This window comes from Rhodococcus sp. NPDC056960, assembly GCF_042674125.1.
Taxonomy (GTDB): Bacteria; Actinomycetota; Actinomycetes; order Mycobacteriales; family Mycobacteriaceae; genus Rhodococcus_F.
On sequence record NZ_JBHURF010000022.1, the window covers coordinates 134848 to 158293 of the forward strand.

The window sequence follows — 23446 nt, forward strand, 5'->3', positions numbered from 1 at the left end:
GCTGCAACGATGGAAAGACGCGCCCCGGCGCGTCCACCCTCGACGAGGGAAGGCCCATGCCCGACACCCACCATGCAACCCGGAACGAGAGCCTGACCAGGCTGCTGGCACCCACCTTGCTGGCCGTCACCTCGGCTGCCCTCGTCTCGGGAGTGGTGGCGTCGTCCCTGGGGTGGCCCGAAGTCGCGGATGCGTGCTGGGCGATCGGTACGGTGGTCTCGCTGGTACCGGCGCTCGGATGGGTCGTCGTGTCGCTCCGACACCGAGAAGCGGGGGTCGACCTGATCGCGGTCCTCTCCTTGGCCGGAACACTCGCAGTCGGTGAATATTTGGCTGGAGCCCTCATCGGGTTCATGCTCGCGACGGGACGCACGCTCGAGTCCGCGGCGGAGCAGCGCGCATCACGCGATCTGCGTGCCCTGCTCGAACGTGCACCTCACCGAGCGCACAAGCGAGTCGGCGGCGACATTATTCTCGTGCCACTCGACGAGGTCGAGCCCGACGACCTGCTGGTGGTAGTGACGGGGGAGGTCGTTCCCGTCGACGGCGTCCTTACCGAGGGGTTCGCCGTCCTCGACGAGTCCGCACTCACCGGCGAATCTCTCCACGTCGAGAGACGGGACGGGGAGCCGATCCGCAGCGGGGTCGTGAACGTCGGCTCGACGATTTCGCTGCGCGCGACCGCCGGTGCGGCGGACAGCACGTACGCCGGGATCGTCCGATTGGCACAGGACGCAGCTTCCGACAGGGCGCCGATAGTGCGGCTCGCGGACCACTTCGCCGCCTGGTTCCTGCCTCTGGCCCTCATCGTCTCGGGTGTCGCGTGGTGGCTGAGTGGGTCCGCGGTGCGCGCGGTGGCCGTGCTCGTCGTCGCGACTCCGTGTCCGCTGCTGCTCGCCGCACCTGTCGCTATCGTGTCGGGGCTGTCGCGCGCGTCACGGATCGGAGTGGTCATTCGGGGTGGCGGGGTCCTCGAGACACTCGGCCGAGCACGGACCCTCGTCTTGGACAAGACCGGAACCCTCACCTCCGGCCGGCCATCCGGCCTCGACGTTGTCGCCGCTCCCGGCGGCAACCCGGGCGAGATTCTCCGACTCGCCGCGGCCGTCGAGCAACTCTCACCTCATGTTCTCGCCGAATCGATCGTGCAATTCGCGAAGTCGCGAGGCTGCACCCTTCCGGTTCCCACCGACGTACGCGAGCAGGCGGGGATCGGCGTCACCGGCATTGTGGATGGTCGTGCCGTCGAGGTGGGTTCCGGACACGGCGAGTTGCCGGCCTGGGCGGATGCTGTATCGACCCGATCAGCTCTCGACGGCGCCGCGATCGCCTGGGTACAGATCGACGGCATTCTGGTCGGAGCGATCCTGCTGCGAGACCCCTTGCGGCGTGATGCACCGCGCACATTGCGGCGGCTGCGAAACGCTGGACTGGACCGCTTGATCATGCTGACCGGAGACCGCCGGGCCCCGGCACTCGAGATCGGATCGATCGTCGGACTCGACGCGGTATTCGCGGAACAGACCCCGGTCGACAAGGTGGCCGCAGTGCAGGAGGAAAAGCGTAGGGCCGTCACCATGATGGTGGGCGATGGAATCAACGACGCGCCGGCTCTGGCGGCGGCGTCGGTCGGAGTTGCGATGGGCGCGCGCGGATCGACGGCCAGTTCCGAAGCTGCCGACATCGTGTTGACGACAGACCATCTCGCCCGGTTGGCGGACGCGATGGAAATCGCGCGACGCTCGAGGGCGATCGCGATCCAGAGCGCAGGTATAGGCATGACGCTGTCACTGGTGGCGATGATCGCGGCAGCGTTCGGATGGATCGCGCCGGCACCCGGGGCCTTGCTGCAGGAAGGGATCGATGTGGCCGTGATCCTCAATGCGCTGCGCGCACTTCGAACCGGGCACACCTCCGAACTCACGGTTCCCCGGGAAACGGGGCTGCTGTTGCAGCGTTTCGATCGTGAGCACGACGAGCTGCGAGGAGCGTTGGCGCTGGTGCGCGAGGCGGCAGAGCAGGTGGCGTCCGAACCCGGGGCCGACGCGCTGGCAGCGGTGCGCAGAGCACATGCCGTTCTCCTTCAGCATGTCCTGCCACATGAACGTGCCGAGGAGACCCAGCTCTATCCGGCCCTCGCAGACGTTTTCGGGACCGCCGAGGCCATCGCGCCGATGAGCCGCGCTCATTCAGAGATCGACCGACTCAGCCGCCGACTAGGCATCCATCTCCGTACCGCCGAGGCGACGGGCGAAGTCCGTACCGATCAGCGCGAAGACCTACTCGCGTGTCTCTACGGACTGCACGCTGTGCTGCGTCTGCACTTCGCCCAAGAGGAAGAGGACTATTTCGCCCTCGCCCCGAGAATGGAGGACGACGAGTGATCAGCCTTCTTCGGCGCCTCTACCGAACGACGAGGAGCGGACAGCTGACGGAGTGCATCAACGCGCGGCTCGTGGAGCCGAGCAGCATGCTCGCGAATCCGCCACGTCCACGGCTCCCCACCACGAGGAGCCGAGCATTGGTGGCTTGTTCGCGAAGGTTACGCACCGGGTGGTCCATGACTACCATCGTCCGGACCTTGACGTCCGGGAAGTCCTCGGCGCGACCGGCCAGACTCTCGGACAGCACGGCTGTTTCCTGAGTAACGGCCTGCTTCCATGAGGAACCGGTTCCTTCTTCGTCATTCACCGGAAGATCGATGTCGGACCACGCGTGCACGGCCACCAGCTCGCACTGCCGAAGAGCGGCCTCCTCGAAAGCGGCCGAAATCGCGGGCTCGCTGTGCGCCGACCCGTCCACTCCGACCACGACGGGGCCGTCGAGCCGAGTGACATCGGAGTCCGCCCCGTGGCGGACCACCGCCACGGGGCAGCGTGCGTGGGTGGCGACCGCGGAACTGACCGATCCCAGGAATCCGCGTTCGACGAGGCCGGTCCGGTTCGAACCGACAACCACCATCGCCGCGGATTTCGCACGCTCGAGGAGTTCGCCGGCAGGGGTACCTGTACAGAGAGTGGTTTGAACGTCCAAGGTGTGTCCCGGTACGGCACGGGCAGCGATCTCGGTCGCGGTTGCCAGCCGGTGCTTGCCGTCGCGTTCCTCGTCTTCGAAGAATCTCGTGGGCATGCCGATCGGGACTCCGTAGGCACCCGAGACAAACATCGTCGTGATCACCAACAGCGGGGAATTCCGCAGCGCCGCCTCCTGAGCCGCCCATGCGACTGCCTGGTGCGACGACGGTGAACCATCGGTACCGACCACGATCGAGCGACGGGCAGTCATGACGTTCTCCTCGGGAGGTCACGCGGGAAACAGCTCTAGATGCTTCCATCGTCGCTGTCCCCACGACTTCGGCGTAGGGGATAAGGTCCCGACCTCGAGCGAAGGTGCACTTGTCGACAGCCAAATCAGGGGAGGGGAGCGGACCACCGAAGGGAGGTTTCACCCCGTGGTGTTGGGTCGACGGCACAGTGCCCGTTCACTTCCCGTGCCCGATCAGCCAGTTTTTCCAGTCCGCTCGGCCCGATGTTCTCCAATTCCTTTGCCGTCGTCCGCGACCTCGATAACGAGATCGTCGTAGACGGAGATGCTGACCCCGTGACCACCGCCGGAACTGGGTCGCGCCGCTCGAGCCCGGTCGTGTGCCGACCTCTGCAACAAGGTGCGGGTGGAGCCGCGAGCATACGATTCGAGAGACCGGGACGCGCCCGTCCGGACGTATGGGCAAGCCCGAATCCGTCGCGTCTGACGTGCTGGGCCGGACACACCCCGAGTGGTGTGGGGTGGTGCTCCCCCTGGTCACTTCTGCCAATGACCTTGTGCCCTACGCCTCGCGCGGTTTGCGCGGAAGACTCAGATTCAGCAAGGACGGCCTGCCTGAGGAGGCGTGGGATGAATACCCATCAGTCATCCGCATCGCGGTGGTGGCGACTGGCGCCGTGGAACCGAAATCCCTTGATGCGGACTACAGACCGAATCGATTTCGTCGTAGCGGCGGCCATGATCGGGTTCATTCTCATCATGGTCCCGTTCGCGGCGGCGTTCGGGACGGCGACCTACACGAGCCTCAATGACCAGTCTCGCGCCGATCTGCTGAGCAGGCATGCGCAATCCGCTGTTCTCATCGACGACCCGCACAAGGTCATCGTCGGCGACGGCGCCAGCCGCGCCCCGGAAATCGAAGACCATGCGACCGTTCAATGGACCGCGCCCGACGGAACCGCACGGTCCACCGATGTGAAGACCAACGTCGGCACCAAGCGTGGTGACACCGTCTCGGTGTGGGTCGATCCGAGCGGCAACGTGGTCGAACCACCCAGGTCGGGCCTGGAGAACGGTGCAATTGCCGTCAGCGCAGCATTGGCAGTCTGGGCAATTGCCGCTGCCGTCTCCTTCCTGATTTTCTGCGTGGTCCGGTGGATGGACACGCGAAGCCGGATGCATCAGTGGGACCGAGAATGGAAGGATGTCGGGCGGACGCCGGGCTGGCCGGTCAGCTGACGATCGCCGTTGAAGGACCAACGGCCCTTACGGATCGACCGTCGACCGAGAACGCTCGGAGATACCGAATTTTACCGAAACGACAAGGCCGGACATGGTCGACGACAACCTGACGCCACTCGACGCAGGCTTCCTCGAAACGGAAGATTCCGACCGCCATTCAAGTCTCACGATCGGAATGATGGCGATACTCGCCGGTCCGGTTCCGGCCCAGGACCGGTTCCTCGAGTCGGTCTCGCACCGCCTGGCGACATTGCCACATGCACAGCAGCGTGTACGCACCGTCCCACTCGATTTCAGTGCGCCGAACTGGGAGGACGACCCCCATTTCGACATCGATCATCACTTCCGGCGGGTCGCTCTACCGGCCCCGGGGGCTGACGAGGCACTGTTCGGGTTCATGGCACGGGTGATGGGGCATCGCCTCGATCGGGACCGCCCGCTGTGGGAATGCTGGGTGATCGAAGGGCTGGCCGACGGCCGTTGGGCCGTCCTTGCGAAAATGCATCACTGTATGGCGGACGGCATTGCGGGCGCCCGCCTCTTCGAGTCTCTATGTGACGAAGCAGAGGCGGACAATGCCGGCGCGCTCCCACCGGTTTCTCAGCAATCACGCAGCGTGCTGTCGAATGCGGTAGCGGCTTCGGGTGGCCTTCTTTTCTCCCCGTCCGCTCAACTCCATTTGTTGACCACCGTGCTCGACACCCCGCGGCGACTCGCCGTCGCGGGGTTCGGTGCAGCCCGGGGATTCGTCCGACTACTGACCGAGGTCCTCACACCGGCGAGCCCCACATCGCTGATCGGACCGATCGGGAAGCAACGACGTTACTGCGTTGCGCGAGTGAAGATGTCGGATACACGGGAGATCTGTTCCGCCTACGGCGTGACCGTGAACGACGTGGCTCTGGCCGCCATCACCAGCGGGCTCCGCCGCATCCTGCTTCAACGTGGCGAACAGCCGAGTCCGCACACGGTACGCACCCTGGTACCGGTATCGGTGCGGCCCACCGGAGAAAACAGCACTCATAACCGGGTCTCACTGATGTTGCCGTACCTCCCGGTCGACATCGAGGACGACGTCGAACAACTCAGGACGGTCCACGAGCGTCTCGCCACCCGAAAATCAGGCAAGGAAACCGAGGGCGGCCACGCGTTCACCACCCTCGCTCAATACGGCCCCTTCATGCCGATCGCCTGGGCGATCCGCCTCGCCACCCGCCTCCCGCAGCACAGCGTCGTGGCGGTCGCCACCAACGTTCCCGGACCCCGGCACACCCTTCACGTCATGGGGCGCGAAATCCTCGAAATCCACCCATACGTACCGATCGCCCTGCGTTTGCGTATCGGTATCGCGATCCTCAGCTACAGCGACAGCGTCAGCTTCGGAATCACCGGCGACTTCGACACCGCACCGGACATCTCCGACCTCGCAGACGCGATCGAGCGCGGTGTCGCATCGCTTCTCGCCGCCGCTCGTGTCGTCACGTCCGAGCCCACGACCTGAGCGCGTGTTCCACGGATCGGGTCCTCGGTGGGGCCTAGCCCAGGCTGACGGTGCATCCCGGCTCCAGCTTGACAACCTGATCGCGGCAGGCGATCTCGATCGTCCGCTGGTTGCCGGCGCCCGCACTCACCTGAACCCGCCGACCACTGATGGTCAACCACAGCTGATGACCTCGATAGACGATCGGAAACTCGAGCGCACCCAGCTTTTCCGGCCATTGTGGGCTGAAGACCAGACGATCCCCCCGGGTTTCGAGTCCGCTGAAACACCGCTGCAACAGGTCGATACTTCCCGCCATCGCCGCCAAGTGGATACCCTCCGAGGTCGTACCCCCCTGAATGTCGGCGATGTCGGAGGCGAGCACCCGGTCGAAGAACTCCATGGCCTTGTCGCGATTGGCGCGGGCCAGCACCCAGGAATGCACGACCGCACTGAGCGTCGAACCGTGCGACGTCCGGGCGAGGTAGTAGTCGACGGTGCGCGGGATCGCCTCCGGCTCGAACCGGTACCCGAGTCGGTCGAACAGGTCACGCAATTCGTCGGCCGACAGCAGATAGAACAGCATCAGTACATCGGCCTGCTTCGACGCGCGGTACCGGTTGACGTCGTCGCCCTCGGCCTCGAGGATCCGGTCGAGCCGCTGAATATCGGAGTACCGCATGCGATAGCCCTCCCAGTCCAGTTCCGCCAACCTGTCGTACCCCTCGAATTGGCTGATGACCTGATCGTGGAAGGGAACGAACATGCGGCGGCTCACGTCCGCCCACCGCGCCATCTCGTGGGCATCGACGTGTAGGCAGTCGACGAGATCGGACCGGTTCGGCGCAGGAATCGCATCGAGTGCCTCAATCGCGCGCAGTATCACCCACACGGCCATGATGTTGGTGTAAGCGTTGTTGTCGATCCCCTCGGAGGGGGCATCCGGGTAGCCGGAATGAAACTCGTCCGGTCCCATCACTCCGCGGATCGTGTAACGGCCCCGGGTCCCGTCGTACGCGGCGAGGTCGGCGAAGAATCGGGCGATCTCGACCAGCATCTCGGTGCCGAAATCGCTGAGGAACTCGAGGTCCCCGGTGACCTGGTAGTACTGCCAGACGTTGTAGGCGATCGCGATGCCGATGTGGTGCTGGCGTCGGCTGGGATCCGGCAGCCAGCGACCGGACTGCGGATTCAGATGCAGTTGCTGGCTTTCCTCACGGCCGTCACTGCCCGACTGCCACGGGAACATCGCGCCGCGGTGCCCGGCCGCCCGTGCCGCACGGCGGGCCTCCGGGAGCCGGCGGTACCGGTACCGCAGCAACGACCGGGTCAACGCCGGAACCCGCAGGTTCAGGACCGGAAAAACGAACAGCTCGTCCCAGAAGATGTGTCCCCGATATGCCTCGCCGTGCAGGCCCCGGGCCGGTACACCCACATCCAGGTCGGCCGTGTTCGGTGACACCGTCTGAAGCAGCTGCATTTGATGAAAGCGCGCGATACGCCGAGCCTCGTCGTTACCGTCGAGGGTGATGTCGACCCGGTCCCACAGGTGTTCCCACGCCAGCACGTGACCGTCCAGAACTTCCTCGAACGAGCCGATGCACGGCACCCACCGGGCCGCTCCGTCGGCCGGCTCGGACATGGCGTGATCACGCCCGGTGAACACTGTCACCATCTTCTCGAACGTCACGGACTCACCCGACTCGAGGGTGACCGTGATGTCGTGGCCGATTCGATCGTGGCCGTCGAACACACGGTAGGTAGGTTCGTAGTGTCCCTTATTGGGGGACAACGTGGTTCGCGCGGCCATGGCCACCGGTATGCGCGATTGATTGGTCTGCATCGCGAGCAGGACGGAGTCCTGCGACAGCGCCGTGGCGTCGAGCAGTTCGAGATGGTCTGCGGCGAGGTCTCGGTATCGCTCGACGAGTGTGTTGCTGACCGAACCATCGATGGCCGAGCGTAATTCGAACGAACCGGACCAGTCTTCCGCCACGATCGTCGTCTGCAGCGCGCAGACGTGGGGGAGGTGCATGGCGACGAATCGCCGCTGGATGACCAAGGTGGTTCGTCCGTCCTCGTCGCGGTACCGAAACCGGCGGGTGAGCACGGCACGCCGCAGGTTGAGGTACTGGCGATACTCGAGCAAGTCGACGGCATCGATGTCGAACCAGGGCCCACCGTCGATCCGGAACGTCGTCATCAACCAGTTCGGAGCATTCACCATGCTTTCGTTCACGATGGTCATCCCGGCACGCTCGTCCCGCAACCGGTTGTACACGCCTGCGAGGTACGTTCCCGGGTAGTGGACGGTGCCGGCGGGCGATTCGGGTGCGCACCCGCGCGTGGCGAAGTAGCCGTTCCCGAGCGTGCAGATGGCCTCGCGCAGCTTCTCCGCCGCAGGCTCGTACCCGTCGAAGAACAGCATCCACGCACCAGCCGAGGAAGCGGTGCCGGGATCCCGGTCGAGAAGATCTGCCAGCCGCTGCAACAGCTCACGGACCTGAGCCGGCCCGTCCACCGCGTATCGAGCCGCCGATCGTCGATCACCGCTCTCACTGCTGCGGACCACAATTCCTACTCCCGCGGCAGACACTGCGTCGAATGCGTCTTCGTCGGTGAGGTCGTCACCGACATACACCGGAAATATCGCCTCGGCATCGAGGACATGGTTGAGCACCCACTCGAGTGCGCGCCCCTTGTCCCAATCGACGTCGGGACGCAATTCGACCACCTTGCGCCCCCCGCTGACCCGCAGGCGAACCTCCCCCTGGGCGGCGACTTCCCGAACCGTGCCGACCACTTCGTCCGCCCGATCGGCGGCGACGTTGCGATAGTGCACGGCGACGGTGAACTTCTTGTGCTCGATCAGCACTCCAGGCACATGTCGCAGACGGGCGGTGAGCGCGCGCGCGGCGTCGGCAAGCGCCGGCACTGCTGCGAGGGCATCGGGGTTCCGGTAGTACTGTCCATCCGGTCCGGCCAACTCGAACCCGTGGCTGCCCGCGCACCAGATTCCCGCCGTATCGACCCGCGCTCGGACGTCGGCGAGGTCGCGTCCGCTGATGACGCCGACAGGGCACTCGCGCGCGACCAATCTGGCCAACTCGTCGGAGACCCCGTCGACGAGAACGGCTGCTGACGGATCGGACACGATGTCGGAGAGGGTGCCGTCGAAGTCGACGAACACGGCAGGCCGGCGGACTCGGAGGAGTGCGGTGAGTTCGTGGCGGGACGTCAATGCGTCCGGAATCTCCGAAAGCCGAAGATCGCCGGCACGGACTTCGATGCCCGAGGAGTCGGCGACGACGACGTCTGCTCCGCCGCTTCTCAGTTCGTCGGCGCGGTGGCCCTGACCGACCCCGACCACGAGCGCGAAGCCACCACGGCTGGCGGCGGCGGCCGTGTCTCCTGACGCCGTGATCACCACCGCTCGATCCGGACGAGTCCCCAGTCGATCGGTGGCATCGGCGGGCGACGCGCCGTCGACCCGAACGGGAACCAAGTCGGCGATCCCGGCGTCGTCGAGCACCGGTTGAACGTCGCGATGAGCGGCGAAGATCGCTGTCGCCACCCCGAGGCTCTGCAACTGGCGGATCAGCGTCACCGTGGTGTCGATTGCGGCCATGGGGTCTGGCGGTGCCGGGGCCTCGGTCACCACATCGTCGAGGTCGAAGATCACCGCATCATGGCGGCGTAGATCGATCGCAGATCGTGACATGGGCTCAGTTTCCGGGTGGTGGACGCACGTCAACTGCTGTCCGAGCGAGCAACGCACGCGACCGCCGCGCTGCAACAATGCACGCGAGAACTGTTACGCGTGAGTGGAACTCACCTGCCGGGCGAGTGTCCGGCCCCACTGCTCGGCGCGACTCTCCTCGCCGTCCTCGAGCCGCGATTCCTTGTCGACGAGGAAGCTCTCGGACTCGGCCACGAGATCGAAGCCGCGCAGGCGCAGTTTTCGGCAGATACCTTTCGATGCTCTGCCGGTGAGCAGCGGGGGAGCATCGGCGCGGGTATCGAACGCCACTGCTTTCCCGTGGGACGGTGGAAGCGAGTCCAGCCACTCGCGGATGCCTTCGCTTTCCGCATCAGGTTCCAGCGTCACGGCGCTGTTCGGTTTATGCGCCGTTTCGACGGCGCCCCGGCGGGTCGACTCGCGACTCATCCCGTGGACGTGCGTCGGGCCGCCGACCATCACGAGGTCGTAGTCGGACAGGTCTTCGTCGCCGGCTCGGGTTACCGGGACGGTTGTCACGGTTCCCGCGGACTCGAGACCTCGGGCGATCGCATCAGCAACGTGGCGGGTGTTTCCGAACATCGACTCGTAGACCACTAGTGTTCGCATGTCGGTTTCCTTCTGATGATTTGGGTGCGTCGGGGGTGGGCGACACTTGCCAGTCTTCTCCCGGAAGGGCCGGCGGCGAAGAGTCCAAAGACCTGTGAAAGATGCTGTGTCCGCCCCGGCGGCGCTACCGAAATGCAGCGGGCGGACCGAACACCACGAGCCGCCACCAGGTGGCCAACGGACTCGGATCGGGCCATTCGATCCGGTCCTCGTCCTCCTCCGAGGACGGACGCGACGTGCTGCGCCGCATATCCCGGCGGGGAGCGACGTCGTCACGCGGCGGTGTTCCGGGTCGAGTACTCCTCGTCACGGACGATCTGTCCCGTCCAGAGTCGAAGGGTGCAGGATTCATGGCGAACTCCAGGTGTGTCGTTTCACTTCCGAATCCAACCGACAGTGGCGACCGCCGGCTAGGGTCTACCGTCACTTTCCGAAAGATGCGAGAGGACCTATGCCTCTACCGGCGCGGTTGCCGCATCTGCGACCGTGACGGTGACCGGAGGAGTTGAGAAGAATGAGCGTTCTTGCACAACACCAGGCCATAGTCGTCGGCGTCGATGGTTCGGAACGCGCGATGCGAGCGGCGGTGTGGGCGGCCGCGGTGGCCGAACGGAAATCGGTACCACTGCGGTTGGCTCACGTCCTCCCCAGCCCGGGGTACCACTACAGCGAAGCCGCCCTCCTGTTCCAGAACGAGTTCGCCCAGGAGGTCGAGAAGTCTGCCCACGAAATCCTGGACCGGGCTGAACAACACGTCAAGAGCGCATACCCCGCCGTCACCGTGTCGGGCAGCACGCACCCCGGCCCCGCGGGACCCGCACTCGCGGAGCTGAGTTCGCACGCAGAGATGGTGGTGGTCGGCTCCACCGGTGTGGGGGCGCTGGAAGCGCTCGTCACCGGCTCCACGGTCATGCAGGTGGTCAACCGGGCACACTGCCCCGTCACCGTGTTCCGATCGGAGGCACGGTCCCCGATCCCGGACCACCGTCCCGTGGTCGTCGGAGTCGACGGAAGCGAACTGAGTTCGCTCGCGATCGCCACGGCTGTCGAATTCGCAACGTTTTTCGAATTACCGCTGCTCGCGGTGCACGGCTGGGGCGCCGGCGAATACTCGGGACGCCATACCGCCTTGACGATGGTGAACTGGGCCGTCGTCGAGGAAGAACAGACCGTCCTGATGGCGGAGAACCTCGCCGGCTGGCGGGAAAAGTACCCGGACCTGCAACTGACCACCATCATCGAGCAAGCCAACCCGGCCGAACTGATCCTCGACTACGCGCGCGACGCGCAACTCGTCGTCATCGGCAGCCACGGCCGAAACCGACTGGCGGGGACGTTTCTGGGATCGACGAGTCAGAATCTTCTCCACCACGTCCCCTGCCCGATCACGATCTGCCGGGCGAACTGACAGCACCGGCGAGGGCACTCACAGTCGCCGAGCGATCGATTCCGCCTGCGCGCCCAGCTTGGCCAGCCGCAGGTCGGCGAGCGGGGTCAGTGCACCGCCCATCCTGTTCGTCACGAACGCCACCGACAGTCCCGTCTCCGGATCCGCGAACGCCCCCGATCCACCGAGCCCGTAATGGCCGAACGCGTACGGATACTGGTTTCGGCTGGCGACGAACGCCGAGTGATAGCCCAGGCGCCAGTTCATGCGGATTCCGAGCACGTAATCGCGTGCCGTCGTCTGGACCTCACCGATCTGCTCGAGGGTTTCTTCGGTCAGGAACCTGCGACCACCCACCATGCCCCCGTTCGCGAGCGCCGCGTACATCCGGGCGAGGGCGCGGGCACTGAAGACGCCGTTCCAACCGGGCATCACATGGTCGTGGATTGCCGGATTCCGGACCAGTTCGTCGAACCCCTCCGGCATACCTGCGTGTGCGAGGTTCCGCAGCACAGGCAGACACGACAGCGCAAAGGACGCGGTCTCCCAGGGCACCCCGAACGGATTGATGCGGGGGAACGACTTCGCGATGCGATGACGTTCCTCCGTCGGCACCTGGAACCAGAACTCTCCGATTCCAAGCGGTTCGGCGATCTCGGTGCGGACGAGGTCCGTGAACGACGCACCGGCAGCCCGAGTGGTGAGTTCCGCGACCAGTGACCCAAATGTGACGGCGTGATACCCCGGCCCCACTGCTCGGCGACGATCCGGTACCGCGGATGCGAGCGCACCCACGACGCTGTGGTGATCGAACAGAGCCGAGCGGCCCGGCACCAGCCCGCGGACCCGGTGCAACCCCGCCCGGTGCGTCAGCAGCTCGCGAACCGTCACCAATTCCTTTCCAGCACCGGCGAACTCGGGCCAGTATTGGGCGACGGGGGCGTCGTAATCGATCAGCCCGCGGTCCACCAGCCGGTGGAGCACCGTACTCGCGACGCCCTTGCCTGTGGAGAAGGACACCGCCACGGTGTCGGATTGCCAGCGCGCCTCGCGTGCAGCCCATCCCGACCAGATGTCGAGCACAGGCTCACCGTGCAGGTAGAGCGCGAGGGCACCACCCCCGTCGGTAGGCTGCCCGAACAGCCGGAAGAACTGACCGGCCAGCGCACCGAAGCGGGGATCGACGAGCATCATCCGCGGCGCAGGCTCTCCGCCCGCGACCGTACGCTGGCGGGTCGGCGGATGTCCTGCGGCGAGTTGGCGAGGGTTCGTCATAATGCACGTCTTCTATCGTTCGGCGGTAGCCCGATGCCACCACCATCGCCTGTATACAACACCGGATACGGCGCACTGATTCCTTTCGCATCCATCATTCAGCCCTCGACGAGAACGCTCGCGCGAATTCCTCGGAAACGGCCGAAAGACCCTGTGAACGACCCCGCGCACAGTTGGACACTGGGTAGTAGCGGCGGGCCGACTTGAACGCACACCGCCGAACAGACCCTAGGAGGCCGCCCCGTGATGTACGACGACGAGTTCGGCGGCTGGGGGTATGCACTGATGCTTACCGGCATGGCACTGTTCTGGGGACTGCTGATCGTGGGAATCATCCTGCTTATCCGCTATTCACATCACCTGTTCCCAGCACCACCGACGGGGTCACCGCACAGCGCGGAAGCGCTCCTTGCCGAGCGGTTCGCGCGCGGAGAGATCGACGAGCAGGAATACCGGAGTCGCCTGAACATTCTGCGCGCCGGGAGGACCCCCTGACGCCTGGGACACCGGAGGAGGTGACCGTGATGGATGCGATGCAGATGTTCCACATGTTCATGATGTGCCTGCACAGCATGGGTGTCCTGCCACCCATGCAGCACATGATGCCGATGTGACCCCGTAGCCCGGGGAGCCTCGCGATGATCGGCTCCCCAGGCGACCACACCGGGCACCGTCCGCCCGCAGACAATCCACGAGCGAGTACAGACATGAGCACGACGGATCAGCGATACATGACACAGACCGATTTCATGTCGTGGCGCATGGAAGAGGACCCGATCCTCCGCTCGACCATCGTCGCAGTCGCACTGCTCGACCAAAGCCCGGATCAGACCCGGTTCATCGACATGATGAGCAGGGCGGTCGACATGGTTCCCATCTTCCGGCGAACGGTGAACGGGAACGCGATGAGCCTGGCACCGCCTAGATGGGCGGACGATGAGGACTTCGATCTCAGCTGGCACCTGCGCCGCTACACTCTCACCGAACCGAGCACGTGGGACGCGGTACTCGACTTCGCCCGCACCGCCGCGATGACCGCGTTCGACAAGAGTCGGCCGCTCTGGGAGTTCACGGTGCTCGACGGGCTGCACGACGGCAGGTCCGCCCTCGTGATGAAAGTGCATCACTCTCTCACCGACGGTGTGGGTGGAATGCAAATCGCCCGGGAGATAGTGGATTTCACTCGGGAGGGAACCCCGAGGCCGACCGACACGGACCCTCGGCCGGCTCCACCGGACGGTGACATGCCTCATCCACCGGGTCGCACCCCCTGGTATCGGAACACCGCCGCGGATCTGACCCGTCGAGCATCGAACTCATTGCTCCGGAGCAGTGTCCGAGCAGTCCGCGCTCCGAGGGCCACTTACCGTGAGGCAACCTCGACCGCGGGCTCCGTAGCGCGTCTTGCACGCCCTGTCGTCTCCACACTGTCCCCCGTGATGACCAAACGCAGCACACGGCGACATTGTGCGGTTCTCGATGTCCCGGTGGAGGCGCTCGCTCAGGCAGCCACCACCGGCGCCGGGTCCATCAACGACGCGTTTCTCGCGGCCGTCCTGCTAGGAATGGCGAAGTATCACCGACTTCATGGCGCCGAGATCAGCGAACTACGGATGACCCTGCCGATCAGCCTGCGTACGGAGACGGATCCGATGGGAGGCAACCGCATCACCCTGGCACGGTTCGCCTTACCGATCGACATCGGCGACCCCGCCGAACTGATGCGCCGGGTGCACGCCACCGTCGAGGAATGGCGCAACGAGCCCGCGGTTCCCCTGTCACCCATGATCGCCGGCGCCTTGAATCTGCTTCCGGCCTCGACGCTCGGAAATATGCTCAAACACGTCGACTTCGTCGCCTCGAACGTCGTCGGATCCTCCATACCCCTGTTCGTCGCCGGATCGAAAATACTGCGCTATTACGCGTTCAGTCCCACACTCGGATCGGCATTCAACGTCACACTGATGTCCTACACCGAGCAGTGCTGTGTCGGGATCAACGCCGACACCGCCGCGGTGCCGGATCTCGGCGCCCTGACTGATTCGATAGCGGACGGGTTTCGCGCAGTCCTCGGTCTGTGCCCGGCGACAACCGATACGAGGGTGGTCGTGGCCTCGTAAAACGTAAACCCCGCACCCAACGCAGAACGAGGACGCGCCACCGCGTTCGCACCGAATGGAGGCAGAGGAACATGAACGAGAAGAAATGGTCCGTGGAAATCGTCATCGACGAACACGATGCCGACGGCGGCGGGTCCAAGACCCGGGCACAGGCCCGGCTCCGAACCCGCGACACCCACACCCTTGTCGGGGTCGGGCTCGCACGCCGAAATCCTGCGGACACCGAAATCCCCGAAATCGGGGACGAACTGGCCACGGCACGCGCGCTGGCCGACCTCGCCCACCAGTTGATCGAGCTCACCGCAGCCGACGTGGAAGCGGCTACGCACAGCCCCGCTCACCTGACCGAATAGCCGGACCGCCGGTACGCGCCCCGAAGCGCACCGATCAAGGCCGAACGACCCTGGTTCCGGGAGCGATATGCCTGGCTCAATGGAAAGAGCACACCGGGTCGCAAAGGAGTGAGCGCATGGATGGGCGACCTACCGCGCACACCGAAGAGAGCGTTCTGAGTCGACGAGGTCTCGACCAACTGATCGAGGTCCTGCACACCCACGGCTACCGCGTCGTCGGCCCCACCGCCACGGACTCGGCCATCGTCCTCACCGAACTCGAATCCGGCGCGCAGCTACCGTCCGGCTGGGGTGTGACGACCGGACCGGGTACGTATCGGCTGCACCGGCGCGACGACGCCGCGGTCTTCGGCCACTCCGCGGGCCCGCAGTCGTGGAAGCGATTCCTCCACCCACCCCGGCAGCAGCAGTGGTCCGTCAACCGCGACGGTGTCTTCACAGAGCCGGCACACGACGACCGGCCCTACGCATTCGTGGGGGTCCGAGGCTGTGACCTCGCCGCGATCTCGGTCCTGCGCCGGGTGCTGTGTCCCGACCCGAACGCAGACAGTCCCACCGCCCGCAGATTCCGGCGGCTGTTCGTCGTGGCCGCCCACTGCACCGAGCCCGGCGAGGTCTGCTTCTGCACCTCCATGGGCACCGGCCCCGCAGCCGGGCCGGGCTACGACCTCGCACTGACCGAACGCATCGACGACGAACACGGCCACCGCTTCGTCGTCGACGTCGGCACCGATAACGGTGCCGACGTCCTCGCCGAGGTTGCCCACCGCGCCGCCGCACCCGCGGAGATCGACGACGCCCACCACGCCGTGAGCGCCGCAGCCGGCCGGATGGGCCGCACCATGCCGGACGTGGACCTGCGGCAACTACTGCACTCGGCGCGCGACGCCGAAGTCTGGGACGACGTCGCCAGCCGGTGCCTCACCTGCGGAAACTGCACCATGGTGTGCCCAACCTGCTTCTGCACCACCAGCGAAGACGTCACCGACCTGACCGGGGAGCACGCCGAACGGTGGCAGCACTGGTCGTCGTGTTTCGAACCCGACTTCAGCCATCTGCACGGCGGGAACGTCCGAGTATCGGCGGAGAGCCGATACCGGCAGTGGATGTCCCACAAGCTCGGCACCTGGTTCGACCAGTTCGGCAGTTCCGGTTGCGTCGGCTGCGGACGGTGCATCGACTGGTGCCCCGTTGGCATCGACATCACCGAGGAGGCGGCGCGGCTGGCGCAGGTCCTTCCGGCGTACCCCGCGGAGGATCCGTGACCGGCCGACACACCGACCCGTTCCCGTTCCTGCACGGACTCGAGCAGGAACACCGGATCGCACTCGCTGAACTCACCACACCCGTGAGATTCGCCGCCGGTGACCGCATCTTCCAGGAGAACCACCCCGCCAGGCACCTGTGGTTACTCGACACCGGCACTGTCGACCTGACCACCGCGATCCCCGGTAGAGGTACCGTGACGGTCGAGACACTGCACGGCGGCGACGTCCTGGGCTGGTCCTGGCTGAACCCGCGCCCGGTGTGGCAGTTCACCGCCATGGCGACGTCGGTCACCGACGCGGCAGAACTCGACGTCACCACGCTCGAACAAAGGGTGAGCGATGAGCCGACCTTCGTGTACGCGGTGACGCGGGCGCTGTCCGGGGTGCTGATCGCCCGCCTGCAGTCCAGCCGGGCACGCCTGCTCGACCTCTACGCCAATAGCCGCGAACCGTGAACGGCGTACAGACCGACCGCGTCCCGAACTGGTATCGGGTGCTCTCGCGCACAGAGGAGACACCCGACACCGTCACCGTGACTCTCGAGCCCACCAGACGAGTTCCCGCGCAACGTCACCCCACTCCGGGACAGTTCATGATGTTGTACGCCCACGGTGTCGGAGAAGTCGCGATCTCGATCAGCGGTCACCCCTACGGCGCCGGCGACATGCTGACCCACACCGTCCGCAACGTCGGGGCCGTGAGCAAAGCCATTCACGACGCCCCGGTGGACTCGGTCCTCGGCGCCCGCGGACCCTTCGGGCGCGGCTGGAACCTGGATATCGACCAGGGGTCCGACCTGGTGATCGTCGCCGGGGGCGTGGGTCTGGCCCCACTACGCCCCGTGGTCGAGGCCGCACTCGCCGCGCGAGCACACTTCCGCAGGCTGACACTGATCGTCGGTGCGCGCACTCCGTCGAACATCCTGTACCGCCGCGAACTCGCAGCGTGGGCAGCTTCCGACACGATCGCAGTGGAGGTGACGATCGACCAGCCTGTCTCCGGATGGACCGGCCCCGTCGGATTTGTCACCGACCCACTGCGCCGCGTGGACATCGATACCACACGTACCACCGCACTGCTCTGCGGACCCGAACCGATGATGCGATTCTGCGCACGCACATTGATCGACCGCGGCGTACTCGCCGCCAACATCCAGGTGTCCTTGGAACGCAACATGCAGTGCGGGATGGGCACATGCGGGCACTGCCAGCTCGGCGAACTGCTGCTCTGCCGCGACGGCCCCGTAGTCGATTACGTCACCGCCGAGCCACTCCTACAGGTACCGGAGCTGTGATGAGTACACCGACAACCACCAAACCGACACTCGCCGTGTGGAAATTCGCGTCCTGCGACGGCTGTCAACTCACCCTGCTCGATTGTGAGGACGAACTACTCGCCCTGTCCGAGGCGGTGGAGATAGCCCACTTCCTCGAACTGTCCGACACCGTCACCGCAGGCCCGTACGACCTGTCCCTCGTCGAGGGCTCGATCACCACCGCCGCCGACCGCGATCGGATCCGCGCAGTGCGGGAACAATCACGTTTCCTCGTCACCATCGGAGCCTGCGCCACCGCCGGCGGCATCCAGGCACTACGCAATTTCGCCGACATCGACGAATTCCTGTCCGTGGTGTACGCCAGCCCCGACTACATCGACACCCTCGCCACCTCGACGGCAATCGCCGACCATGTCCCGGTCGATTTCGAACTCCGCGGCTGTCCGATCGACCGGCGGCAGCTCCTCGAGGTCATCACGGCGTACCTGGCAGGCCGGAAACCGAACATTCCGAACACCAGCGTGTGCACCGAATGCAAGCGCCGGGGCCTGACCTGCGTGATGGTCGCCGACGGTATACCGTGCCTGGGCCCGGTCACCCACTCCGGGTGCGGCGCACTCTGCCCGTCGGTCTCGCGGGGGTGCTACGGATGCTTCGGTCCCACCCCCGACCCCAACCTCGCTGCGATGAGCGGGTGGCTGCGCACATGCGGAATGAGCGACGACGCGATCGACCGGATCTTCGCCACCTTCAACGTCGCCGCCTACCACCAGCTCTCGACAGACTCGTCCCGTGACGCCCCGCAGTAGGGAACTGACCGTGCGCGCACTCGCCCGGGTCGAGGGCGAGGGGCGGATCAACGTGACGGTGCGCGGGGACCGCGCCGAACGCGTCGAACTGTCCATCTACGAGCCGCCCCGCTTCTTCGAATCCTTTCTCCGGGGTAGACACTTTCTCGAGCCCCCCGACATCACCTCACGCATCTGCGGAATCTGCCCGGTCGCCTATCAGGTGAGCGCGTGCAACGCCATCGAGCAGGCCTGCGGCCTCGAACTCGACGACGCCCTGACGGATCTGCGGCGACTTCTCTACTGCGGCGAGTGGATCGCGAGTCACGTGCTGCACATCTACTTCCTTCATGCCCCCGACTTCCTCGGCATGCCCGATTCGATCGCCCTCGCCAGGCACGACAGGGCTGCCGTCGAGCGAGGACTTATGCTGAAAAAGGCGGGGAACGCGATCCTCGACCTCATCGGTGGCAGGCCGATCCACCCGGTCAATGTGCGCATCGGCGGGTTCCACAGGGTTCCCACCCGCGCGGAACTGACTCCGCTGTCCGACCAATTACACGCCGTGCTCGATCAAGCCGTGGCCACCGTCCGATGGGTCTCGTCCTTCGACTTCCCCGACATCGAACTCGACCACGACTTCCTCGCTCTTCATGACGACTCCTATTACGCCATCGAGAACGGAACGATCTGGTCGTCGACCGGACTGCGCTGCACCGCCGACGAATTCCCGAAACACGTGGTCGAGCGTCAGGTGCCGCACTCGACCGCACTCCACGCCGAACTCGACGGTCGGCGCTACCTCACCGGACCATTGGCACGGTACTCACTCAATTCGTCCCAACTGGTCGGCGGCGCCGCGAAGACCGCCACCGAAGCGGGACTGGGCGCGCAATGCCGGAACCCATACCGCAGCATCGTCGTCCGGGCCGTAGAGGTCGTCTATGCCGTCGAGGAAGCGTTGCGCATCATCGACCGGTACCAACGCCCCGCGGCACCCTTCATCGCCGGGTCGCCCGCACGCACGATCGGACACGGCGTCAGCGAAGCACCCCGAGGGCTGCTGTACCACCGATACGAAGTCGATCCCATCGGACTGATCAGCGCCGCCACCATCATTCCGCCGACGTCACAGAATCAGGCTGCCATCGAACACGATCTCCGTCACGTTGTCGACTCACACTTGATGTTGCCCGACGACGAGTTGACGACCCTGTGCGAACGGACCATCCGCAATTACGACCCATGTATCTCCTGCGCCACCCACTTTCTGACACTCACGGTCGACCGCCGATGACCGTGGCGGTGATCGGACTGGGGAACGACCTTCGCCGCGACGACGGGATCGGCCCGGCAGTGGCGCGGGAAGTGGCAACCCACGCAGGACCGGGCGTATGTGTCACCGTATCGGACGGTGACCCCGCCGCTCTCCTCGACGCCTGGACCGGTGCGGACCTGGCCGTGATCATCGACGCCGTCGTCTGCGATCCGCCGCAGCCGGGCAATGTGCACCGGCTGGTTCCGGCTGAGCTGGGCGGCACACGGGCGGCGACGTCCAGCACGCACGGAATCCGGCTCGACGACGCCCTGCGGCTCGGCGCAGTACTGGGTCGACTGCCGCATCGGACGGTCATTCTTGCCGTGGAAGTCTCGGACGTGGAACTCGGCCGCGAACTCTCACCCGCAGTGCGTGGTGCTCTCGGGACGACGGTCTCGGCGGTGCTGACAGAAATCTCCGAAGCGTGTCAACGGGCGCCGTGACGATGCCCGATCGAGAACACCGAATCGAGGGGCCGCCGAGGGGTCTGTCGCGGTGGCGACTTCTTCTCGGTGATGCCCACCCGGACCAGCGCCTGCGGGACCCCGCGGTCGGGGATCAGCCCGCGGATGATGTCCCGACCCTGACGCAGTTCGGTCATGTGGGTCAGCGGACAGGTCGACAGACCTGCGACAGTGGCCTCCAGAAGTAGTGCGGAAAGTGCCTCGCCGGTGCGGAGCCACTCACCGCGGCCGTCGGTATCGGAACTCAACACCAGTACCGTCGAACGGTCGATCCCCGTGGTCCCGCTGTTGTCTCGGCCAACGGGAAAGCGGCGCCCGATGTCGACGCGGTCACGGTTGTCCGCGGTGGCCAACGCGTCGGCCGGGATTCCGCCCTGGGGGAGGGAGTGACCGGCCCACCAATGGAGTTCGGTCTGATAGGCAGAGTCGTATTTACGTGCGGCCGCTGTTATTTCGGTTGCTTCTGCCAGCGACGGACGCGCGTGCTGCCCCAGGACGGTAAGGTGCACACCATAACGCTGCACCAGATCGTCCAAGTGGCTGGGCAACGGGGTCTTCACACTGACCGGGCCGAACGGTCTGCGGTCGGAATGTCGGTGTCGGATCGCTGCGAGCAGATCGAAGTCGTGTGACTGCGGTCGGGCGTCGTGGCGGAACCGAATGGTCGCGAGGTGCCCCGAGTGGGGCCCCTCCGGGACACGCTGAATGCCCGCGGACCATTTGAGTGCGGTCAGCGCCGTCTGCAAATGATTCAGCGCCGCACCACAACTGATGACCATTTGCCGGCCCGACGGGTCCGCCGAGGCCAGAAGTCGCCCTGAGTCGGTGTAGAGGTCGAGTTGTCCGTCGGCGTATTTCCACTGCCAGGGCTGGCTGTTGTGTACCGACGGTGCCCGGCAGGCGAGGTCCACGGCAATGCGAAGTGCGATCTCGTCAGGAGTGGTGCTGTCCACGATTGCCTCCTCGGTACATCTCACGCCTCATGCCAGGGGTGGCAAGTCGTTGTGTGGATCTCAGTGTTCGCCGCCCGGAGGGCTGAGGTTAGGGCCGATGGTCACCGTCGGACGACATCGACGATTCGGGGCCGGAAGACCCTACTGACAAAGTCAGCACGCTGTAAGCCTGAGAAGATGTCCAGCGGCATCGCCGTCCAGACGGCCGGCCTCACGAAGCGATTCGGCTCCGTGCTCGCTCTCGATTCCGTGGACCTGACAATCGTCGAGGGTGAGGTTTTCGGCTATCTCGGTCCCAACGGCGCCGGGAAGTCGACCACACTGCGGGTGCTCGCGGGGTTGTTGCGTCCGACGGCGGGAACGGCTCAGGTGCTCGGTCTCGATGCGTGGTCGTCCGCGCCGGCGGTTCACCGTCTGATCGGCTACGTACCCGGTGAATTGGCGTTCTACGACCGCATGACAGGTCGTCAGCACATCACCTATTTCGGGCACCTCCGCGGCAAGCCGGACGACAAGGCGGCGGCAGTGATCGCCGATCGGCTCGATCTCGATCTCGATCGGACAGTCCGGTCCCTGTCGAGAGGAAACCGTCAAAAGCTCGCACTGGTCCTCGCGCTGATGTCCGGTCCGCAGTTGCTCATCCTGGACGAGCCGACCGGAGGCCTCGACCCGCTCGTGCAACACGAGTTCCACGCGATCATCCGCGAGCACACCGGGTCCGGGGGAACGGTGTTGTTGTCGTCTCATGTACTCAGCGAAGTTCAGCAGGTGGCCGACCGCGTCGGTGTACTCAGGGCAGGTCAGCTCATCGCTGTCGAAAGTCTCCACGAGCTACGCCAGAAGTCGCTGCACCATGTCGCCGCCGAGTTCGCGGCGCCGATCCGGGAATCAGATTTTCGCGACGTGGCCGACATCCGGGATCTCACGGTCGAGGGGACCTCGCTCACCTGCAGCGCACCCCAGTCCGCGCTCGACGCCCTGATACGGCGCATCGGGGGTTTCCGCATCGTCGACTTCGAGTGCGCCGAGGCAGACCTCGAGGAGACCTTCATGGCCTACTACGGAATCGACGACTGACATGCTGCGGAGCGTTCTGACCAAGACGCTGTACGACCAGCGCCGGGCACTACCTGCCTGGGTGATCGGTCTTGCGTTGCTGGTGGCAATGTACGTGGCGATCTGGCCCAGTGTCCGCGGCGAGCCGTCGATGAATCAGTTCCTCGATCAGATGCCGGAGGGGTTTCGCGCGCTGTTCGCGATGTCCGGTGCGGACATGTCCACCCCGGTCGGATACATCGAGATCGAATTGCTGTCCTTCATGGGTCCGCTGCTGCTGTTGATCTACACCGTCGGAGTGGGTGCGGCAGCCGTCGCGGGGGAGGAGGAGCGAGGGACGCTCGATCAATTGCTCGCCACTCCGCTGCACCGCGGGCGGATTCTGGCAGAGAAGTTCGGCGCCCTCCTGGTGGGCACCGTGGCGCTGTCGGCGGCCCTGGGCTTGGCCCTGCTCGGGGAGGGGATGCTCGCCGATATGGACCTTCCGGTGGGTAACGTCGCCGCGGCAATGCTGCACCTGGCGCTGCTGGCGCTGGTCTTCGGTGCCCTCGCATTCACGATCGGCGCCGTCACCGGGCACCCCGCAGCGAGCCGTTCGGTACCCGCCGTCGTCGCGGTCCTGGCCTACATACTCAACGGTCTCGGGCCGGTAGTGTCCTGGTTGGCGCCGTGGCAACGATATTCACCGTTCTTCCAGTACGCCGGCCACGACCCGCTGCGTCATGGGTTCTCGTTCGCGGCGGCATCGGTGTCAGCGTTGACGATCGCGGTGTTGCTCGCTGTCGCGCTGATCGGGTTCGCTCGCCGAGACGTGGCGAGGTAGTCGTGGGCAGTGCGGATGCAGCCGTTGGCGG

20 protein-coding genes are annotated in these 23446 nt (G+C 65.5%); 15 read left to right on the top strand and 5 right to left on the bottom strand.

Annotated elements, in window-relative coordinates; genetic code table 11:
- Positions 1–56: 56 nt before the first annotated feature.
- A complete protein-coding gene (locus ACFTWF_RS31080; RefSeq protein ID WP_378464948.1) occupies positions 57–2384 on the top strand; it encodes a heavy metal translocating P-type ATPase in 2328 nt (775 codons plus the stop codon).
- Between the two features lie 19 nt (positions 2385–2403).
- Here ACFTWF_RS31080 and ACFTWF_RS31085 read toward each other — a convergent pair whose 3' ends face one another.
- Positions 2404–3285 (bottom strand): universal stress protein, encoded by an 882-nt coding sequence (locus ACFTWF_RS31085; protein WP_378464949.1) that lies wholly within the window; start codon positions 3283–3285, stop codon positions 2404–2406.
- A gap of 738 nt (positions 3286–4023) precedes the next feature.
- Between ACFTWF_RS31085 and ACFTWF_RS31090 the strand changes: the two genes are divergently transcribed.
- Together ACFTWF_RS31090 and ACFTWF_RS31095 are read left to right on the top strand one after the other, a co-directional pair.
- The gene (locus tag ACFTWF_RS31090; protein WP_378464950.1) at positions 4024–4503 is read left to right on the top strand and encodes a hypothetical protein; all 480 of its coding nucleotides are present in this window, start codon (positions 4024–4026) and stop codon (positions 4501–4503) included.
- 94 nt (positions 4504–4597) lie between these two features.
- Positions 4598–6007: a wax ester/triacylglycerol synthase family O-acyltransferase gene (locus tag ACFTWF_RS31095; protein ID WP_378464951.1), complete on the top strand. Its 1410-nt coding sequence runs from the start codon at positions 4598–4600 to the stop codon at positions 6005–6007.
- A 34-nt stretch (positions 6008–6041) separates the two neighbouring features.
- On the opposite strand, the gene otsB is transcribed toward ACFTWF_RS31095, so the two are convergent.
- Together otsB and ACFTWF_RS31105 are read right to left on the bottom strand one after the other, a co-directional pair.
- Positions 6042–9707, bottom strand: a complete 3666-nt coding sequence (otsB, locus tag ACFTWF_RS31100; protein ID WP_378464952.1) for a trehalose-phosphatase — start codon at positions 9705–9707, stop codon at positions 6042–6044.
- A 93-nt stretch (positions 9708–9800) separates the two neighbouring features.
- Positions 9801–10334, bottom strand: a complete 534-nt coding sequence (locus tag ACFTWF_RS31105) for a flavodoxin family protein (protein WP_378464953.1) — start codon at positions 10332–10334, stop codon at positions 9801–9803.
- Between the two features lie 514 nt (positions 10335–10848).
- Here ACFTWF_RS31105 and ACFTWF_RS31110 point away from each other — a divergent pair.
- A complete protein-coding gene (locus tag ACFTWF_RS31110; protein WP_378464954.1) occupies positions 10849–11742 on the top strand; it encodes a universal stress protein in 894 nt (297 codons plus the stop codon).
- Positions 11743–11760: 18 nt separating this feature from the next.
- Here ACFTWF_RS31110 and ACFTWF_RS31115 read toward each other — a convergent pair whose 3' ends face one another.
- Entirely contained in the window at positions 11761–12996 is a 1236-nt protein-coding gene (locus ACFTWF_RS31115) for a serine hydrolase domain-containing protein (protein WP_378464955.1), read from the bottom strand.
- 246 nt (positions 12997–13242) lie between these two features.
- Between ACFTWF_RS31115 and ACFTWF_RS31120 the strand changes: the two genes are divergently transcribed.
- The 9 genes from ACFTWF_RS31120 to ACFTWF_RS31160 all read left to right on the top strand — a co-directional run bounded on the left by ACFTWF_RS31120 (position 13243) and on the right by ACFTWF_RS31160 (position 20562).
- Positions 13243–13491 (top strand): hypothetical protein, encoded by a 249-nt coding sequence (locus tag ACFTWF_RS31120; RefSeq protein ID WP_378464985.1) that lies wholly within the window; start codon positions 13243–13245, stop codon positions 13489–13491.
- Positions 13492–13727: 236 nt separating this feature from the next.
- The gene (locus tag ACFTWF_RS31125) at positions 13728–15116 is read left to right on the top strand and encodes a wax ester/triacylglycerol synthase domain-containing protein (protein WP_378464956.1); all 1389 of its coding nucleotides are present in this window, start codon (positions 13728–13730) and stop codon (positions 15114–15116) included.
- A 71-nt stretch (positions 15117–15187) separates the two neighbouring features.
- Complete coding sequence (locus ACFTWF_RS31130) at positions 15188–15469, top strand: DUF1876 domain-containing protein (protein ID WP_378464957.1); 282 nt, start codon at positions 15188–15190, stop codon at positions 15467–15469.
- A 116-nt stretch (positions 15470–15585) separates the two neighbouring features.
- Positions 15586–16734: a 4Fe-4S dicluster domain-containing protein gene (locus tag ACFTWF_RS31135; RefSeq protein ID WP_378464958.1), complete on the top strand. Its 1149-nt coding sequence runs from the start codon at positions 15586–15588 to the stop codon at positions 16732–16734.
- Positions 16731–17192 (top strand): cyclic nucleotide-binding domain-containing protein, encoded by a 462-nt coding sequence (locus ACFTWF_RS31140; protein ID WP_378464959.1) that lies wholly within the window; start codon positions 16731–16733, stop codon positions 17190–17192. Before ACFTWF_RS31135 ends, ACFTWF_RS31140 begins: the two co-directional genes overlap by 4 nt.
- Positions 17189–18031, top strand: coding sequence for an FAD/NAD(P)-binding protein (locus tag ACFTWF_RS31145; protein ID WP_378464960.1), 843 nt, complete (start codon positions 17189–17191; stop codon positions 18029–18031). Before ACFTWF_RS31140 ends, ACFTWF_RS31145 begins: the two co-directional genes overlap by 4 nt.
- Positions 18031–18822 carry an oxidoreductase gene (locus tag ACFTWF_RS31150; protein ID WP_378464961.1) on the top strand — a complete coding sequence of 264 codons (792 nt, stop codon included), beginning with the start codon at positions 18031–18033 and terminating at the stop codon, positions 18820–18822. The genes ACFTWF_RS31145 and ACFTWF_RS31150 overlap by 1 nt, the downstream gene beginning before the upstream one ends.
- Positions 18806–20098: a Ni/Fe hydrogenase subunit alpha gene (locus ACFTWF_RS31155; protein ID WP_378464962.1), complete on the top strand. Its 1293-nt coding sequence runs from the start codon at positions 18806–18808 to the stop codon at positions 20096–20098. The genes ACFTWF_RS31150 and ACFTWF_RS31155 overlap by 17 nt, the downstream gene beginning before the upstream one ends.
- Complete coding sequence (locus ACFTWF_RS31160) at positions 20095–20562, top strand: hydrogenase maturation protease (protein ID WP_378464963.1); 468 nt, start codon at positions 20095–20097, stop codon at positions 20560–20562. Before ACFTWF_RS31155 ends, ACFTWF_RS31160 begins: the two co-directional genes overlap by 4 nt.
- Here ACFTWF_RS31160 and ACFTWF_RS31165 read toward each other — a convergent pair.
- Positions 20547–21560 carry an Acg family FMN-binding oxidoreductase gene (locus ACFTWF_RS31165; RefSeq protein ID WP_378464964.1) on the bottom strand — a complete coding sequence of 338 codons (1014 nt, stop codon included), beginning with the start codon at positions 21558–21560 and terminating at the stop codon, positions 20547–20549. The two genes, ACFTWF_RS31160 and ACFTWF_RS31165, sit on opposite strands and share 16 nt — an antisense overlap.
- A gap of 153 nt (positions 21561–21713) precedes the next feature.
- On the opposite strand from ACFTWF_RS31165, the gene ACFTWF_RS31170 reads away from it, so the two are divergent.
- Positions 21714–22613, top strand: coding sequence for an ABC transporter ATP-binding protein (locus tag ACFTWF_RS31170; RefSeq protein ID WP_378464965.1), 900 nt, complete (start codon positions 21714–21716; stop codon positions 22611–22613).
- A 1-nt stretch (position 22614) separates the two neighbouring features.
- Entirely contained in the window at positions 22615–23415 is an 801-nt protein-coding gene (locus tag ACFTWF_RS31175; protein WP_378464966.1) for an ABC transporter permease subunit, read from the top strand.
- Positions 23416–23446 lie beyond the last annotated feature (31 nt).